Source organism: Bacillus sp. LJBS06 (assembly GCF_016924995.1).
Classification (GTDB): Bacteria; Bacillota; Bacilli; order Bacillales; family Bacillaceae; genus Bacillus; species Bacillus stercoris.
On the sequence record NZ_CP070484.1, the window covers coordinates 24,673 to 40,832 of the forward strand.

The 16,160-nt window shown below is 35.2% G+C and carries 17 protein-coding genes; 1 reads left to right on the plus strand and 16 read right to left on the minus strand.

Annotated features, from left to right (window positions below; translation table 11 throughout):
* Nucleotides 1–183: 183 nt before the first annotated feature.
* From JQX68_RS21315 to JQX68_RS21360, 11 genes are all read right to left on the minus strand, one after another.
* Nucleotides 184–4,026 (minus strand): PHP domain-containing protein, encoded by a 3,843-nt coding sequence (locus JQX68_RS21315; RefSeq protein ID WP_205440665.1) that lies wholly within the window; start codon nucleotides 4,024–4,026, stop codon nucleotides 184–186.
* Between the two features lie 115 nt (nucleotides 4,027–4,141).
* The gene (locus JQX68_RS21320; RefSeq protein WP_013603329.1) at nucleotides 4,142–4,594 is read right to left on the minus strand and encodes a hypothetical protein; all 453 of its coding nucleotides are present in this window, start codon (nucleotides 4,592–4,594) and stop codon (nucleotides 4,142–4,144) included.
* The gene (locus tag JQX68_RS21325; RefSeq protein ID WP_205440666.1) at nucleotides 4,594–5,568 is read right to left on the minus strand and encodes an FAD-dependent thymidylate synthase; all 975 of its coding nucleotides are present in this window, start codon (nucleotides 5,566–5,568) and stop codon (nucleotides 4,594–4,596) included. Before JQX68_RS21325 ends, JQX68_RS21320 begins: the two co-directional genes overlap by 1 nt.
* Before the next feature lie 96 nt (nucleotides 5,569–5,664).
* Nucleotides 5,665–5,901: a hypothetical protein gene (locus JQX68_RS21330; RefSeq protein ID WP_009968562.1), complete on the minus strand. Its 237-nt coding sequence runs from the start codon at nucleotides 5,899–5,901 to the stop codon at nucleotides 5,665–5,667.
* On the minus strand, nucleotides 5,898–6,365 hold the full coding sequence (locus JQX68_RS21335; RefSeq protein WP_020846152.1) for a ribonuclease H family protein: 468 nt from the start codon (nucleotides 6,363–6,365) through the stop codon (nucleotides 5,898–5,900). The genes JQX68_RS21330 and JQX68_RS21335 overlap by 4 nt, the downstream gene beginning before the upstream one ends.
* The gene (locus JQX68_RS21340) at nucleotides 6,365–6,826 is read right to left on the minus strand and encodes a hypothetical protein (RefSeq protein WP_020846151.1); all 462 of its coding nucleotides are present in this window, start codon (nucleotides 6,824–6,826) and stop codon (nucleotides 6,365–6,367) included. The genes JQX68_RS21335 and JQX68_RS21340 overlap by 1 nt, the downstream gene beginning before the upstream one ends.
* Nucleotides 6,827–7,018: 192 nt before the next feature.
* Entirely contained in the window at nucleotides 7,019–7,807 is a 789-nt protein-coding gene (locus JQX68_RS21345; protein ID WP_109789047.1) for a GIY-YIG nuclease family protein, read from the minus strand.
* 483 nt (nucleotides 7,808–8,290) lie between these two features.
* Nucleotides 8,291–8,383, minus strand: coding sequence for a competence inhibitor ComI (comI, locus tag JQX68_RS21835; protein WP_020846149.1), 93 nt, complete (start codon nucleotides 8,381–8,383; stop codon nucleotides 8,291–8,293).
* A 258-nt stretch (nucleotides 8,384–8,641) separates the two neighbouring features.
* Nucleotides 8,642–9,202: a YfbR-like 5'-deoxynucleotidase gene (locus tag JQX68_RS21350; RefSeq protein WP_074794778.1), complete on the minus strand. Its 561-nt coding sequence runs from the start codon at nucleotides 9,200–9,202 to the stop codon at nucleotides 8,642–8,644.
* A 68-nt stretch (nucleotides 9,203–9,270) separates the two neighbouring features.
* Nucleotides 9,271–9,549, minus strand: coding sequence for a thioredoxin family protein (locus tag JQX68_RS21355; protein ID WP_009968567.1), 279 nt, complete (start codon nucleotides 9,547–9,549; stop codon nucleotides 9,271–9,273).
* 104 nt (nucleotides 9,550–9,653) lie between these two features.
* On the minus strand, nucleotides 9,654–10,112 hold the full coding sequence (locus tag JQX68_RS21360) for a nucleoside 2-deoxyribosyltransferase (RefSeq protein ID WP_013603320.1): 459 nt from the start codon (nucleotides 10,110–10,112) through the stop codon (nucleotides 9,654–9,656).
* Nucleotides 10,113–10,271: 159 nt separating this feature from the next.
* On the opposite strand from JQX68_RS21360, the gene JQX68_RS21365 reads away from it, so the two are divergent.
* Entirely contained in the window at nucleotides 10,272–10,796 is a 525-nt protein-coding gene (locus JQX68_RS21365) for a DUF3967 domain-containing protein (RefSeq protein WP_013603319.1), read from the plus strand.
* Between the two features lie 72 nt (nucleotides 10,797–10,868).
* Here the strand turns inward: JQX68_RS21365 and JQX68_RS21370 are convergent, their stop codons facing one another.
* The 5 genes from JQX68_RS21370 to JQX68_RS21390 form a co-directional block, all read right to left on the minus strand.
* On the minus strand, nucleotides 10,869–12,620 hold the full coding sequence (locus JQX68_RS21370; protein ID WP_205440667.1) for a DHH family phosphoesterase: 1,752 nt from the start codon (nucleotides 12,618–12,620) through the stop codon (nucleotides 10,869–10,871).
* Complete coding sequence (locus tag JQX68_RS21375; RefSeq protein WP_106074224.1) at nucleotides 12,610–12,813, minus strand: hypothetical protein; 204 nt, start codon at nucleotides 12,811–12,813, stop codon at nucleotides 12,610–12,612. Before JQX68_RS21375 ends, JQX68_RS21370 begins: the two co-directional genes overlap by 11 nt.
* Before the next feature lie 60 nt (nucleotides 12,814–12,873).
* Nucleotides 12,874–13,914, minus strand: a complete 1,041-nt coding sequence (locus tag JQX68_RS21380) for a hypothetical protein (protein ID WP_205440668.1) — start codon at nucleotides 13,912–13,914, stop codon at nucleotides 12,874–12,876.
* Nucleotides 13,915–13,993: 79 nt separating this feature from the next.
* On the minus strand, nucleotides 13,994–15,586 hold the full coding sequence (locus JQX68_RS21385) for a DnaB-like helicase C-terminal domain-containing protein (RefSeq protein WP_205440669.1): 1,593 nt from the start codon (nucleotides 15,584–15,586) through the stop codon (nucleotides 13,994–13,996).
* Nucleotides 15,583–16,071, minus strand: coding sequence for a hypothetical protein (locus JQX68_RS21390; protein ID WP_205440670.1), 489 nt, complete (start codon nucleotides 16,069–16,071; stop codon nucleotides 15,583–15,585). The genes JQX68_RS21385 and JQX68_RS21390 overlap by 4 nt, the downstream gene beginning before the upstream one ends.
* Nucleotides 16,072–16,160 lie beyond the last annotated feature (89 nt).

A 16,160-nucleotide genomic window follows, 5' to 3' on the forward strand; every position in this document is an offset into this window, starting at 1 on the left:
TAAATCATTTATTACATTATTTTTTAAATAAATTGTTTATGACCGTCATGACTGAGGGTATTATATCGGTTATAACAGAAATGTAAATCATGACTGCGATATTTTGCATTTAGATGGTTGGTTATATTATTAAAGCAAACTAATTTCCTTGTAGAGCCCCGTAGAAGCAACAAAAGCCGCAGATTACTCTGCGACTTTAGCCATTTGAAGGTATAACTTCTCGGAGTCATAACCTTTGATTTTCATTGTGCTGTGCTTAAATTGAGTTCCTGTTGTCCGAAGGACGAATTCTTCTCCACGCCTAAAGCCAACCAGAACAAGTTTACTTCCTCGTTCGAACCAAGATGGATCAAGGACTTCTTTTTCTTTACCATGCACTCGAACGACCTTTTTATCATAGTAAGCAAACTGACCTTTAGAATATCTTACAGTTACAACGCCAGCATCTTGAGTTAGGACATGGACGAGAGACTTCTGCTTGTTTTTTTCAACTACAGTTCCAGCAATAACATCGATCTTGTATTGAGGGACATCATTTCCTCTTCTATTTTTTTTGTATCCAGTTATGACTGGGTTAGACGGCAGATCGTTAAAATTAGCAATATTAAAGTAGTTGTGTAATGGCATGTAATCTAACTCATGCTTTTTAGAGTAGAATAGTAATGTTTCCATTTCCCAAGCTTCAATTGTTCCTTGGCAGTGTTTGGCCCAGAACTCTTTCATTTTAATCTTGTTAAATTGTTCAGCAGCTTCAGGAGAAGTAACCCACATTCTTAATGGCTCGATAATCTCTTTGTAAGCTTTATCGAAGGTTTTCTGATCAACACAAAGTTTTCCGTCTTTAAATTCATAATCAACTTGATAAGGGTACGCCTGTAAGAAATCCATAAATTCTTGTTCGATTTCTCTTGTCATAGGGACTTTATTTCTTCCAAAAAGTTTATTTCTAAACTTATAGACTTCAAGCTCAGTTCCAAATCTTTGCTTATCAGCTAAGTGAATTATGGTTGGTAGTTGGACCATTGTAAGCTTTTCTTTTTTAGGGGTAATTGCCTTAACAAAGTCGATCATTAAGAGTCGCCTGTTTGGATAAAAAGAATCAAAGCAACCAGCTTTTATTAACGAAACAACTTTAGCTTCAGAAATTAGACCAGGATCGACTATCTTTTTAAAGAAGTCCCCAAAGTTCTTATAAGGCCGATGTTCAATGATTTTTTCTATTGCATCTGTTCCTAAACCGGCAATCGGCTTGAGACCGAATAAGATCTTATTCTCTTCCTCTAAAGGTGTGAATTCTTTATTTGAAAGGTTAATGTCCGGGTTTAAAATATCACCTTTCATATCTCCAACAGCTTTAGCAATTGCACCGTATTTTGTGCCTTTCTCAGTTTCACCTATCATCCCCGCGTTAACTGATAAGCAAGCTGTCTTCCAATAAATCGCTCCATATCTATGGCAGATATTCATTTCAATCATTAAGATCATTGTGTACCCAGCAATATGAGGTAATGAGAAAGAGTATCCAAACTGAGGTTTAAGTTCTTTATTCCAAACATAGTCCAGAAATACTTTACGAGCCCCAGTTTTTTCTCCACCTTCATAAAATTTAATTCTTTGATCTTCAATTAATTTTTGGTTTGCCTTTGCAACAGCTTTCCGGAATTTATTAGCTTGAGTTAGGCTGAACCCAGCAATTCTTTCATCCATAGCAAGCAACATTAACCCTTCTTGAGTATCACAAATTCCATACCTATCAAGTAAATGTTCCTCAAGAATCTTAATTTCTTCCTCATTCAAACCGGCTGTTTTCATTTCTTCGTACCAATCTTGAATGTTGTTTTTGAAACGAACATATTTATCAAGTGGCTGCTCTCCATCCGTACTCAATCTCATTAAAGAGTTGCCAGCGCATAACTCATCAAAGGATCGAGGATTAATTTTAGTAAGAGCCTGCTGACCAACAGCTGTCTCAAATTGAAAAGCATTTAAAACATGACCTTCAAATAGTAAATTGAACATTTTTGGTGATTCCATTTCAAGAACGTCTGGATGAAAATATTTATTGTAAGTTGCTCTCAATGACCCTTGCCATTCAATTTTCCCATGTTCCAGAAGAAGATCTAAAGCTGTTCTAATTCTATCAAGGGCATTAATGGACAGATAATCTAATTTGAGCCCACCCATATAGATACTGTCTTCTGCATCAAACTGAGTGATAGGCAGCCCAGAAGTTGTTTTCATCATGGCATTTTGTTTTATATATCCATCAGGGAAAATAATAACTCCTGAAGCATGTTGGCCACGGCCGGAAATTAATCCTTCAATAGAGAGCATTGCTTCTTTTAAACCTTCATACTTTTCAACTTCACGGCAGAATTCTTTAGCCGGTTTAGTTCCTTCTTTTGGGTTTCCGTAAAAGCATTCGTGCAAGCTCCAGATGCCACCCTTACGAGTAGGAATTAGGTTAGCAATATTATGAGCAATGTCTTTATCAATTCCTAATCCACGGCAAGAAGTTAACACAGTTGAACGAGTACCTTCTGTTGTAAAAGTCCCCATGTTCAAGACGTTCTCTTCTCCATAGTGCTCTTTTGTGATTTGAATAATTTCATGGCGCTTTGATCCTTCAGAATCTAGGTCAATATCGGGGAGTTCTGGCCGTTCTTTTGATAAGAATCTCCAATGAGGTAGGTTAAATTTCATTGGATTCAGCTGAACAATGTCTAAAAGGTAATTCAGATAAAAGCAACATGCCGATCCACGGCTCACACCAACTAGTGAGACTTGCCACATCAAATCAACCACATCTTTTGAAAGGACAAAATAAGATGAAAGTGGCTGACCAAGCTTTTCAGTAATATGGTAAAGCTCATCAAGCTCAGTATTTATTCTTGAAAGGTTCTCTTTATTCAGCTCTTGTTTCTTTGCAACCATACCTTCGGCAATTAAATGAAGATAATAACGATCGATGTCGTATCTGCTTTCAGCATATTTTCTAATGTATTCGTATTCCATATAGTGAGGAACAAATAGTTGGTTCATTTCATATTTCGGAATATGAGCTTTCGGAACTTTAGTTTCTTGGGCAAATGTAATTGATCCAAGTTTGGATCTTATCTCATTCGTATTATCAACAAGAACATCTAATAGTTCCTCGTCAAAGTATTCTAGCAATTCTTCATATCCCATAACGTAAGTTGTGGCGTAAAATTCATCAACTTCTCTCTCCCCTTCTGATGCTGTAAGGTATATTTTATGTGCCGGAGCATATTTTTTATTTAGATAGTGTGCATCAGTAGAGACAATACATTTAACGTTGTAAGCTTCCGACACTTTTAGCATCATTTCGTTAGCTACTAATTGGTCACGGTTTTTTGATGGCTGAAGTTCAAAATAAAGGTCTTCTCCAAATACGCCCTTTAACCAAACAATAAGATCATGTACTCGTTTTTTATTCTCGGGAGTAGGGTCGTCATGATATGCAATTAGAGACTGGGGAAGTTCTCCACCAACACAAGCCGTACAAGCGATAATCTCTCCTTGGTACTCCTGCATTAAAGACATTAATTCATCTTTGTACGTAGGAACACGTTCCATTCCACGGTAGAAGAAAGAGTTGTACCAAGCTTTAGAACTAAGTTTTTTCAGACCTTCATATCCTTTTTGTGACTTGGCGATTAATATAAAGTGGTGAAAGCTAATCTTTTGGTTTAATGATTTTTTCTCCATAGTATCTGCTTTATCAACCAGGTAAATTTCATTGCCGAACCCTAGTTTAAAATCTCCAAGACGTTCTTTATTCTCTTCAACATACTTATGAGCTTTTACATGGGATGATAAAGTTTCGTGATCTGTTATGACTACTCCACTCAATCCAATCTCATGACAGTAATCAATCAATTCTTCTGGTTTATTAATCGCATCTCTTAGTCGAAAATTTGATGCATCAGTGTGTGAATGAGTTAAGAAAGGTTTTTTCTTATACTTTTCTATACTTCTATTGATACTTCGTAGTAGTCGAGCCATTGTTAATACCTCATTTCTTTTGTATTACAAAGTATTTATATCTGGACCGGCAAAAACGTAAATTGGATGTCTGAAAAATGTAAAAAAAATAACCACTCAGATGAGTGGCTATTTGTTAATCTTCTATTTTTTTATTTTTGTTTTTAAAGATGTGTGGCTGCGACACAAAGTATGTCAGCTTAATCTTCTTATGCCCTTTTAAGTACTTATCAATGAAGTAATTAAAGAATTGAACGTCATCTTCTAAATTAAACAAGTTAGAAGATCTTTGAAAAACGTTAATTCCAATTACTCGTTTCTCATTGTCGAATATAAAATGAACTGCTGAGATACATTCGTCACTTGATAACATAACTTGTCTTTCACTTGAGATCCACCCTTTATCATACTTGTAAAGTAAGTGTCTTAGTTGCATTTCGAGTGAAGTATAATAAGGTTCATCAGAGTCAGGAAAGGTATTCCTGGTCTGAGGATTAATCATCGTGAAGGATTCATACAAGATCATTTCATCATTTTCTTTTAAATATTCAAGTTCGCCTACAGATGGGATTCGAGGAAATTGTAACATTACTCATCTTCTCCTCGGTCTGCAAGGTGATCCATATACTGTTTTGAGGCAATTTTCCATTCTTCAAGTTGATTTTTATATTCTTGGAACATTTTTTGAAACTTAGTTGGCCCTTCTGGAGGGTTGGTTCCATTAATATTTTCACGGTAGTCTTGATAAATAAAGTCTTTTTCATTCCATTCGAATTTATCTGAGTTTTCTTCTGGGAAGTACAGGTTTGTGGCATGTCCATTTCGAGCATTCTTGATGTAATGGAAACTTGGCATTTCAAAGTCGATCAGATCTAAATGAGCAATAGGATATGCCCGACACAGCTCAAGATACATTTGATATGCAATAATGTTATCTGACTTCGGTTGAATCTGGCGATCAATACGCTGCTTGCAGAATGCCAATAAATCTTTAACATTCATTGAAGCATAATAAAAGTTATCATGGTTTTTATTCAGAATAAGTCGAGCATCCATAATTGAAATCTTCCTAGAATCAATCATTTCAGCATAAAGCTCACGACATTGACGAGTAAGATCTTTGTATCTTTCTAAAAACTCAGGGGAATTTTCAATAGACTCAGGAATAACTGCAGTTGTATGAGATAACCAACGATCCCCTGTACATTGAGCCGAGAACGAAAATGTTCTATGACGAATTAAATGGGTTACGTCTTGGACTGAAATTCCTTCAATTCGGAATGTTAAACGAATCGTTTCAAGTATTGAAGGTAGCGTTTTAAAGGTGAAGGCTTTTTCAATATCATCAACCACCTGTGCCATGCTATATGTTTCTTCAGGTTCATCAGCCCAGGTAGCATTCACATATCCAGGGAGGTAATGAATGATGCTTTCCCAAGGAGTATAATCAACAAGAGTAACTTTAATATTCTCTAAATCATTTTTGAATTCAAAATCAGGCTTTTCACCAAAGCGAATTGGCATAGGCAATTTAACAGGCTCAAGGTTATTGTTTTTAGGCATAGTTTAATTCCTCCGATTTTTCAATATTTTTTTCAATAAAAATTACAATATATTTATATCTAAAAGTATGAAAACGTAAATCGATTTAATAATTTTTTATTGATTTTTTTCAATAAATTTTAATTTCCCCTCAAAAACAACCTCGTACTTTGTAAGTAATCCTTCTTTATTAACTGAGAACGCACTCACCAGTTTTTTATCATCATGTGATGTTGCAAACCCTGCGACGAAAGATAAGGCGGACTCTTGACTTCGGAAAGTTTCCATCCTTGATTCTTTAAATCCGAATTCATCTTCGTGCTCATAAACAATAATGAAGACTGATTCATTCATACGGCAGCACCTCTTGTAAGTTCATCCATTGCCTCATTTGCTAATCTATCAGCAAGTTCATTATCCGGGATTCCTGAATGGCCTTTAACTTTGTTAAAAGTGATAAACGGGAATTGTTCGACCAGTTCAATTAATTCAATCCATAACTGGCGATTCTCCACCGGCTTTTTACCAGCTGTAACCCATCCGTTATTCATCCATTTCTTATACCAACCTTGGTTCATACAGTTGCACAGATATGCAGAATCAGTATTGATTTCTACAGGGATATTAGTTGTTTTTAATTGTTTAAGGGCTTCAATAGCTGCACGAATTTCCATCATGTTATTAGTCACGTTTCTAAAGCCAGCCTTAATGGTTTTAACGTGGTCACCATATCGAAGAACTGCTCCAAAACCTCCGACATTGTTATCTTTTCCGTTATTTCTTGCTGCGCCATCGCAGTAAATTACAACCTTTTTCATTAAAGGACTCCCTCCTTGACAAGATCGTTGGCAATTTCCTCAGGAGTCTTATATGTTGTGTCTACAATGATCTTCTTCATTGGGGACTTATCAAAATAAAATTTATAAAAATGCTTATGCAAAGTATAATCAAGAATTTCGTGGCCGGTCTGAATGCATCGATCTATCAGGACTTTTGTGTCACAATCAAGGTAAATTACGAGTACGTCTTCCATCTTAGCTAGGTGTTTTTCTAAATCATCATAGTTATCCCATAATTGAGGATCCCGACTAAACAGGTCACAGTATGTTTTAAAACCAATCGGTCCCCTATCGACTACAATATGTTTGTAGCAAGTGGCTTTATTTATAGCATGTTGTAAAGTTGATTTTCCCGAACGATCAACACCTTCAAGGATGATGATTTTTGGCTTAACAAATTCAGGAGTCGGCGCGACAACACAAGTAGTTGAGTTAGTCATAATTGTTATATCCTCCGATTTCTTTAATCTCTTTGCTTTACTTTGTATTTATATCTGGTGATTCGAAAACGTAAATTGAAATATAAAAAAGACTACTATAGCAGTCTTTATTGGCATAACTTTTATATCCGACATAACTTTTATATCTGCTTTATAAAAAACAAAAAAGGCTGGAGACAAATCTCCAACCTTTTATATAGCTAACAAATCTATTGATTTCATAAACTTTTCAATTCGAGTGATTACTTCATCAACTTTGTCTTCAGGGAACTCAAACCACTCTGGTTGCTTAGTTTGGCCAGTCTTTGGTGGAAGTCTGTATTCTTCAAATTGAGAGTGAATCAATCTTTCAACTGCTTTACCATCCTTACAAGGGAAAGTAGCGACGACTTCCAAGTCTCTTGAGGTATATGTATTCATGTTTGCTTCAGCATAACGTTCTTGCCAAGGCCGGGTAGTCATACCAATTTTGAGTTCATTTCTAACTTTAGGGTGTCTAAAAATATATATCCATTGGAGACCCCCATAATCATCATTTTCGGGCTCGTCAGAGATAACTTCTGATGAATATATATATTTAATCAAATCGGATCTCTGTAGCTCTATAAGGGCCTTACAAACATAATTTATGCATTGTTCAGCATAGTAGGCTGAGTTAGGTGGTTCGATAGCTGAAACATCAACTTCTGAATCATAATATTTCAAAACAAGTTCATCTATAACTTCCAAGCCTTCTTTGTAGACTATTTTAGCTTGTCCAGCTTTAACTACCGTTGCTTTTACTCCATGCCTAACATGAGAGTGCCAATTAAAGAAGCCTTTCAAGCCAGGACATATAAAAGCAATGTACTTATAATCTCCAGACCTTGCACTCCTTCCAAGTATGTTTGTGGCTGTTAAAGCTTCATATTGGTTCATAGGAATATTGCCGTTTTCATTAAACAACCTGATCATTGAATTTGATAATTTTTCCGTATCCATAGCAGAATAATTTTAACATAAAATAGTGTTTTTATTATAGAGTCACTTTTTCGTTTTATTCTTCATATGCTAATAGCATACAGTGGTGGTAAGAAATTTAAGGACGAGGATGTTTCATTTTTTGTTATGTTTCTGCGACACAAAATTAACGACATAAATAAACACAAAAATATTTACGTGGCTGTACAAATTTTTCATTGCCTCAATGGGGATCCATACTGGACACACTATAACTTTGTTGATACAATCACTATATATTAAGTATATATTACGTAGTAATATTACATGATAATGTTACATGGTAATGTTGCATTGTTGTTTATCGTTTTCGAATGAATAAAATATTCGTAAACGAATAAAATAAAAAAGACCGAAGATGGTGCAACATCTTCGATCTGTAATAGAATAGCTCCTGAGGGAGACGGCTTTGTCTAAAAAGCTAAATTAAATGTAGGAACGCTCTGACCGTCACATCATTCGTTCCTACTTTTTTTTGTTGGAATTGGCAAGCGACAAGATTCCGACAATAAGGAGACCAAATTGAAACATCAATCCAAGTGCGCTTTCTACTGGCATATTCTCACCTCCTTCTTTCTAGACATGGAGGTGTGCCGTCTGCCCTTTTCCAAAAGCCGTATCTATTACGTTACTTATACTTTAAATGAAAATCTTTCAAATTACAATATATAGACTGAGCTTGGAACGCAAATTAGGAGATTTGCGTTTTGTACTTTGTGTAAAAGCGCTTACACATTCTGCGAAAGGAGGATTTCTCTTTCTTACAAAATAAAAAAGAAGCCGAAAAATCGACTTCTCTACAAGAATACTACAGTATCAATTTTCAAATTTACTCTCAATTGCTTTTTCCAATTTCTCAATTAAGTTTAAAACACGCTCTTGTGCCCCCTCATTAATACTCTTCATTTGATTTGTTTTATTCCCAAGCTCGATTTCGCTATTGGAATATTGAAGGACAGAAACCGTATCGGCAAGCTTAACGATTAGATAAGCAATTGTCTCTTCTTTTTCTTCTTTGAGAAATTTTTCATAAGCTTCAGCATACTCAGGCATATTCTTTTTTAAGCTAACCACTTCAGCTCGCTCGAGGATCTCTGTTAAGTCGGGATTGTCCACTTTCGTATCATATGGTACATCGCCTAAGAAAATCTCCGGAATATCATGAACTGCAGCGAACTCTAAAGCTTTGAGCTTAATATAATCATCAATGTTGTACATCTGACAGATCTTCAGGACCGTTGTAATCACGTAAAACGTATGTTCAGCAACATTTTCATGTTTGATTTTCGGACGATTATTGTATCGGATAATCTCTCCAAGTCCTAAGATTTGTGTATCTCCTAAAGTCCGTACTTTTCCACGGTTATAGTAAGTCATAACTGTTGTGTCTCCTTTTTGTGAGTAATTGAGTTAAGTTATATCTGTTATAAAAGTTACGAGGGATGTTATCCCTCGATTTTTCCTGCTTTTAAGAACATATCTCGAATCAGATCTTGCTTACCGTCAAATCCAACGATTCTTTCAATCTCATTTTCATCATCATCAACAAGTACCAAGACTGGGGCTGCCATAATACCAAACTTCATAGCAGCATTTATTGATTCATCATCACCATTTGAAAGGTTATAAGTTATATCTGGCTCGACTCCCAGCTCAAAAGTATGGAAGTTCTCAAGCATCTGACAAGGACGGCAAGCATTTTGTTTAAATTTAATTACTTTCATGTTGGTTCCTCCATATGTACTGATAGATGATTATTGAATAAAACCAATAAAAAATTATTTAATCAGTTATCTTTTGATATTAATTATTGAATTTATTAAATAAATTATTCAATTAAACCTTCATAATAGATTTCTTGACCAAGTATGGCAGCTTCCAATTCCTCAACCGTTTTACACGCAGCTTTTCCGGACTCAGCTAGCATTAAGTTGAACATTCCATCTTTACCGAGTGTGAAGGCCACATAAATTACTGGAACACCTGATGCATAAGCATGTCCGGCTTCAAAAATGGTTCCCATATCTTTATCATCAGTGATGGCAATAACAAGCTCTGATTCTTCAATTCCTCTTACATTCATATCAAAAGACTTTTTGCGAACTTCAGGCGATGATATTGGGCCGATTGCTGATTGTTTTCTTGGTGAAAAGTAAGTTAATCCATGTTTTTCAAGTAATGTCTCGACCAAAGCAACACGAGTGATTTGATCTGGCTTGAAAAATGGCGCAGCAATGTAAACATGTTGTTTCTTGCCTGGAGATAATGATTTAGTAGTTTGAGTCATAATTATTCCTCCGATTTAAATATGGTGTTTTCTCTTTATTTATATCTGGTGATTCGAAAACGTAAATTAATGTCGAAACTTTTATTACGTTTTTTCTAAAAAGCTATTTTGTCTATGATATGATTGTTATGACTACTATAATCGGAGGTTATAACTGTTATGAATGTTTTCGCTGGTGTCGATGATGTAGCCCGAGAACTTGGGTTATCTCCATCAACTATTAAGAAGTACTATCTCTTGATAGAAGAGAACGGATACAGATTTACGAGAAGTCGCACAGGAAAAGTAATCTTCTCAGAGAGAGATTTGGAGATTTTTAAGCGACTGATTCAGATTAAAAACGAAAAAGGAATAAAAGTTGTAGACGCTGTTAAGACAGTTATATCTTCTATAACTGATGTAACTGTGTGGAAAGAGTCGGCTGCCGCCACTGAATTTGAAGAACCACCGGTGGATATAACAGTTATGAAAGAAACAATGGAGCAAATGCATGAAATTATAAAAAACCAACAGAAACAAATAGATCAGCTGTTAGAAAGCCAAAATCAAACTCAAAAGCTTTTAGAAAGTGGCTCTACAGATAGAGACAAGTTATTACTGCAGTCAATTAGAGAAACCCAAGAATTGAAGCAATTGATCTTAGAAAACAACAAGAAGAAAAAATGGTGGCAGTTCGGTAAATAAAGATAGCCATAACAATTACAACTACTGCTGTAACTGTTATGGCTGATGTTGTGACTGTCATAACTGTTGTACCTAAAAAATAATAGTTTCTGCGGTAATTTCGTCAGGTACCTCAATAAAATCATATTGGCCAGATTCATTTCTTTCGCAGTCTACCAATACTAATTGAAGAGTTCGTTTATTACCATAAACGTTCACAGAGGGGGTACCAACGAAATCCATCGTGATTTGCCTGTCGAAATTATTTTTTAGACTCTCATATAATCCTTCAGGTGCGCCGTACATAACAAATTCAACACCATTTTCATAAAAGGTCAACATGGAACCTTTTTGACGGATAAAGTTCTTATTAATTTTAATTCCGACAAAGGCCAGTAGGGGTTCTTGAACTTTCCCACCAAATAAGTGTTTATTATCAGTAACATCTTCAATTAGAGACCGATCAACGTTTTCCTTTACTATGAGGTCAACCTCATAAACAAACTCATTCTGCTCAACTTCATGTGTTCTTTTTTTGAACTCCTCAAAGTTATCTTCAGGGATAGAGATACCAAAAGCATTGGCATGTCCTTGAGCAAACTCAACTAAGCCAGTTTCATTGCACCAGTCTTTAAGAGAAGACAAAACTTTTTCATCTCCACGTCCCGATCCAATATATTTCTTATCTTTATAATAGAGCACTAAAGCCGGCTTCTGATATTTTTTCGCAACTTTATTAGCGACTAAACCGGTAATCGCAGCTTCATCGGAAGAATCAAGTAAAGCAATTGAAATTCCACCTTCATTGTATGTACTGCTTCTAAGTTTTTCTAAAGACTTTTTAATCATTGAGTTCTGACGGCCCTTAACTTTTTTCATCATATCAAAGGCATATTCATATAGATCTTGCTCAACTAATATCTTATCGAATTTACCGGTCTTTTTATTTTTCTTCCGTTTCTCTACATTCCAAACTCGTCCATAACCGATCTTATTTAAGGCTCTGAACAGCAGGTCTTTTTCATCTTCCGTCCCAACACGAACGACAGCATTAATCATTGGAATGATAGAGAAAGAGAGATCTTTTGGTGCAATGCCTTCTAGGCTTCCGAAAACATCCATTACAGCAACTTTAACCAGAGGATTATTGATTGTCTCAAGACCACGGAAGACTAGATTTCTGACCTCATTTTCACTTATATCTGAAGTATCTCCAATTTGACCGATAGCAACTAAGTCGAGTAGATCATCTGCATAATGAGTATCTAAAATCCTATCTAAGGCCTGGCAAAACTTATAGGCCATACCTGCACCAACTAAATTCTTATTAGTGCTTTTATTCTCGTCTAATTGGTTATTAATTAAAATTCCGTGCGTCGGCATCTTATCTACTTCATGGTGATCTAGGACGATAATGTCAATTCCCATGTAATAAAGCCTTTGAAGTTCATCAACATCATTAGACGCTGCATCAGGAATAATAATTAAATCTATTGATGAGTCAGCAATCTTTTGAGAAATTTCATCGGTTAATCCATGAGCTTTTCGATCATGAAGAAAATATGAAACATGCGAATCTGGTTCGATTTTTTTTATATATTGATAGATTATTGATGCAGACGAGAATCCATCAGCGTCAGCATCAACTAAAATACCGATGTGGTCGTTTATAAGCAAATGAGCAAGAAGTACATTCGCTCCTAGTTCAATATTATGAAGATCAAAAGGATTAAGATCCTCGCTGCTGTTAGGATTAAGGAATGTATCAATATCCTTAATATTTCTATTCTTCAATATGGTGTCGATGATGTCTCCATTGTAAGAACTGATTTGTTTAATCTTCATTGGATTCACCAACAATTTTATTAGTGATTCTCAGGAATTGAGGGTGGATGCCTTCTAGCTCTAACATATCTTTGATTGCATAATTCATTCTTTTGATTTGTTCTTCCTTTTTTTCAGCTGATAATTTATTTACATATTCAATTTCCTCACTGTTTAAAGGACGATCGATCTCTATTTTTATAACACTTCTCATAAATTTTTCCTCCTAGTAGTTGAATCTTCGTTATTATATCTGGGGTTTTTAAAACGTAAATCAAGCTACTAGGATTCGGTTATGGAATAATTTCATGAAAGTTTCTGGGCCTTTATCTGAAGGGCTGTCTTTTAAATCGAGAAGACCTTCAACATCCCACATCACACTTGTTTCGAACCTGGAACCAAGCTTATTAATAAAAACACTATTGATTTTCTCTATGTAGTATTTTTCTTCGATACTCCCGACTTCTGTGAATTCTTTATCTAGTGCAATTATGACTCGTTCGATGCCTAAGTCATTTATTATTTCTAACTGAGTATCAGTGAGAGTTGACCCACTTAAAGCTACAGCAATAGACATATCAGGAAACATAGTATCTATCTGCATGACTGACTTTTCAGATTCACACAAGATGATTGCTCCGTAATCTGTTATTTGTTCCAGGTTAAAATTTAATCCATAAAGGCAAGCGCCGGTGGGGTGCTTTAAAAAACGATTTTTATAAAACACGGGCATATATTTTTTTCCGGAGTCCACTAATTCCTGATTTAAGTTCCTGGCTCGGACCCCAATAAGATTTCCTTTAAGATCATAGTGAGGTATGATTATTTGGTTATCTAAAACTGAGTACTTAATATTAAACTTCTTCATTGTCTTTGGAGAAATGTTGTCTTCTATCCAAGACTTATGATAGTAGTCATAATAAGAATCAAGGATTTTCTTATCTAACAGCTTAATTTCTGCTGCCATATCTTTTTGCTCAAACTTTTCAAAAAAAGACATATCCACTTTATCAGAGCCATATTTTGAATTTCCGTATGATAATCCAAATCTCTGACAAACAAATTTAAATGACTCAAAAAAAGTTAACCCTTTTATTTTCCCTATTAATCCGTACAGGTCCATGTGGCCGCATTCCGTAAAGCAATAAAATGAATGAGAGTTAGAATAGTAGGTAAGCTTATGGCTATGACCGTTATGACAGATCGTTTTGCATATAATATTTGAACCTTTTAATTTTGGTTGGGCTCCTAACTCTTGAAGTAAGGTGAATATGTCATTTTCACTCAAGGATTGTTTTACTTCGTTGGCATCCAAACCAATTCACCTCTTAACCCTGTTTAAGTTATTTTATCTGACTAAATAAAAACGTAAAAAAGAGAAGAATTATCTTCTCTTAAAAAACGGGCACTTCTTCAGCCGAATCTTCAGTTGCTTCGATAGCATATTCAATATCCATTGGGTGAACATCTAGCAAATTAAAATCGTAGTCTGTAACGAATAATGGTTCTTCTCTCATAGTTCCTAAATTCATGTAAGTCCAGATAATTACGTTACTGTACTTTCCTCCACGATTTTTATAAACCCAATGAGAGTAGTTTGGTTTTTTGTTAGTAAAACCGGATTGCAAAATATGCTTTAGATTATGGTGATCTGAAGCTCCCGCCCTAAATGTAAGAATGCCAAAGTCGACTTTATCTGCCGTGGCTTGTCCACCACGAAGAGCCGAAGGGTCTCTATTTTCAATCTCCTTCGAACCTCTGTTTAACTGAGTCGAAGAAGCAATAAAAATATCGTACTTCTCAGCAAGAATCTTTAATGATGATGAAAACTGATGAAGAATCTGGTCTTCCCGAAGATGATTCCCAAATGCGCTTGCCATTGTTCTGGAGAGTTTCGGAGTCATTTGAATATAGTCAAAGGCACACTCTTGAATATTGTTTTCAATAATATGTCGTTCAATAATTGTTTCAATATCTGAAATTGAGAAGTCATTTACATATTCGCAGAAGATAGGGGCTCTCTTTAAAATTTCGATTGCTTTTTTGAGCCTTCTTAAAACTACTTCAGAATACTTGCCATCTTTGATTACGTCTTCATCGACTCCAGAAATGAAAGCAAGCATAATTGTTTGAACTTCTCTTTTTACAAGCTCCGTTGATATGAATAGGGTAGGGATTGATGGACCATTGCTTACATATTTGTTTTGGTCAATATCAAAAATTTCGTCACACGAAGCATTACACATATCAGCTAATGCTTGACGAGTTTTCCCCGTCCCTGTACCAGCTGAACGAAGCATAAGCTTTGTTTTCCGTTTTCCACGGAATATTGTGTTATAGAATTTGTTCGTGAATGGGTTTCCGTACTCAGGATCTTCATCTAACTCATCCAGAAGAGTATCCAAGTCATCACCGGCCATAAAGCTTTTTGTCTCTTGGCCGATATTAAATTCATCTTTAATCTTAGTCAACTTAATTGTGTAATGGTCGATTATTTCATTAACAGTCATGTTGTCTATTTTTTTCATTCCATCATTCCGAACCTTTAAGTCAGTAGACTTCCAATCATAAAGGTCTGACACATCAATTCCATTTAATACGTAGTGTCTTAATAAAGAAATCTTTTTCAGTCGATCATAGCTGCTTTTAAAGGTATTTTCATTTGCATGAGCTATTGATTTTCTTATATAAGATAAACCATCATTTTTTTCCCAGATCTTATAGTGCTGAGGAAAAGAAGCTAGGTAATTATCGAGGTCAATTTCATCGATCTTAGTGACTTTATAATTTGAGTAAGCGATATTATATATTGAAGAAAACACAATTTGATGAAATTCATGAGCAAAGTCTTTTTCTGTTATGATAATCTCGGAATCTCTTAAAAGATGAGGGTTCTTACAAAGGGAGCCAATAACAGAATAGACTGCACGAGTAGGGTTTAAAGCTTTCATTACATTATCAGTAGTAGTTGAGTTAACTTCTGTCATTTCAATAAATCCTCCATGTTTATTAATTTCTTCTCTCTATATCTGTTTTGAGACAGGGAGGGTGGCTTTATTTGAACCTTTTGGGTTTCTATTTTTTTAACCACCATATTCTCTCTTCTTCTTTTGAGATTTTTATAGTAGTCAATCATTTCATCATAATAGTGGGGGATAAGAGCTAAACCATACTTTGTTTCCATCTGTATTTTTTTGATCCTTACTATGTAATCAAGAGCGAAGGCTATATTCTTATAAGTGTACCCTCGTTCCTCTTTAAACTGTTTGATTTGTCTAAGCATTAAACCTGTAGGAAAAGAGATACCAAAGACTTCTTTGCATTTGTTATAAAGGTTTTCTCGATCTTCAACCTCTTTAACTTTTTGCTTATAACATACAGGGCAGAAGTTTTTGCTTTTGAATTTTTGCATAATAGATTGGGGATGTTTTTGTTCACATGTTCCGTAGCATTTAACTAATCTGCTGCTCATTTTCAAATGCTCCTTTATTTTTTGTTATTATATCTGGATCACCTGAAACGTAAATTTTTGAAATTAAAAAAGACGACCAATATATGGCC

Coding starts and splice junctions, on each gene's coding strand:
- JQX68_RS21315 (WP_205440665.1), bottom strand. CDS start 4,026: ATGGCTCGACTACTACGAAGTATCAATAGAAGTATAGAAAAGTATAAG.
- JQX68_RS21320 (WP_013603329.1), bottom strand. CDS start 4,594: ATGTTACAATTTCCTCGAATCCCATCTGTAGGCGAACTTGAATATTTA.
- JQX68_RS21325 (WP_205440666.1), bottom strand. CDS start 5,568: ATGCCTAAAAACAATAACCTTGAGCCTGTTAAATTGCCTATGCCAATT.
- JQX68_RS21330 (WP_009968562.1), bottom strand. CDS start 5,901: ATGAATGAATCAGTCTTCATTATTGTTTATGAGCACGAAGATGAATTC.
- JQX68_RS21335 (WP_020846152.1), bottom strand. CDS start 6,365: ATGAAAAAGGTTGTAATTTACTGCGATGGCGCAGCAAGAAATAACGGA.
- JQX68_RS21340 (WP_020846151.1), bottom strand. CDS start 6,826: ATGACTAACTCAACTACTTGTGTTGTCGCGCCGACTCCTGAATTTGTT.
- JQX68_RS21345 (WP_109789047.1), bottom strand. CDS start 7,807: ATGGATACGGAAAAATTATCAAATTCAATGATCAGGTTGTTTAATGAA.
- comI (WP_020846149.1), bottom strand. CDS start 8,383: ATGCCAGTAGAAAGCGCACTTGGATTGATGTTTCAATTTGGTCTCCTT.
- JQX68_RS21350 (WP_074794778.1), bottom strand. CDS start 9,202: ATGACTTACTATAACCGTGGAAAAGTACGGACTTTAGGAGATACACAA.
- JQX68_RS21355 (WP_009968567.1), bottom strand. CDS start 9,549: ATGAAAGTAATTAAATTTAAACAAAATGCTTGCCGTCCTTGTCAGATG.
- JQX68_RS21360 (WP_013603320.1), bottom strand. CDS start 10,112: ATGACTCAAACTACTAAATCATTATCTCCAGGCAAGAAACAACATGTT.
- JQX68_RS21365 (WP_013603319.1), top strand. CDS start 10,272: ATGAATGTTTTCGCTGGTGTCGATGATGTAGCCCGAGAACTTGGGTTA.
- JQX68_RS21370 (WP_205440667.1), bottom strand. CDS start 12,620: ATGAAGATTAAACAAATCAGTTCTTACAATGGAGACATCATCGACACC.
- JQX68_RS21375 (WP_106074224.1), bottom strand. CDS start 12,813: ATGAGAAGTGTTATAAAAATAGAGATCGATCGTCCTTTAAACAGTGAG.
- JQX68_RS21385 (WP_205440669.1), bottom strand. CDS start 15,586: ATGACAGAAGTTAACTCAACTACTACTGATAATGTAATGAAAGCTTTA.
- JQX68_RS21390 (WP_205440670.1), bottom strand. CDS start 16,071: ATGAGCAGCAGATTAGTTAAATGCTACGGAACATGTGAACAAAAACAT.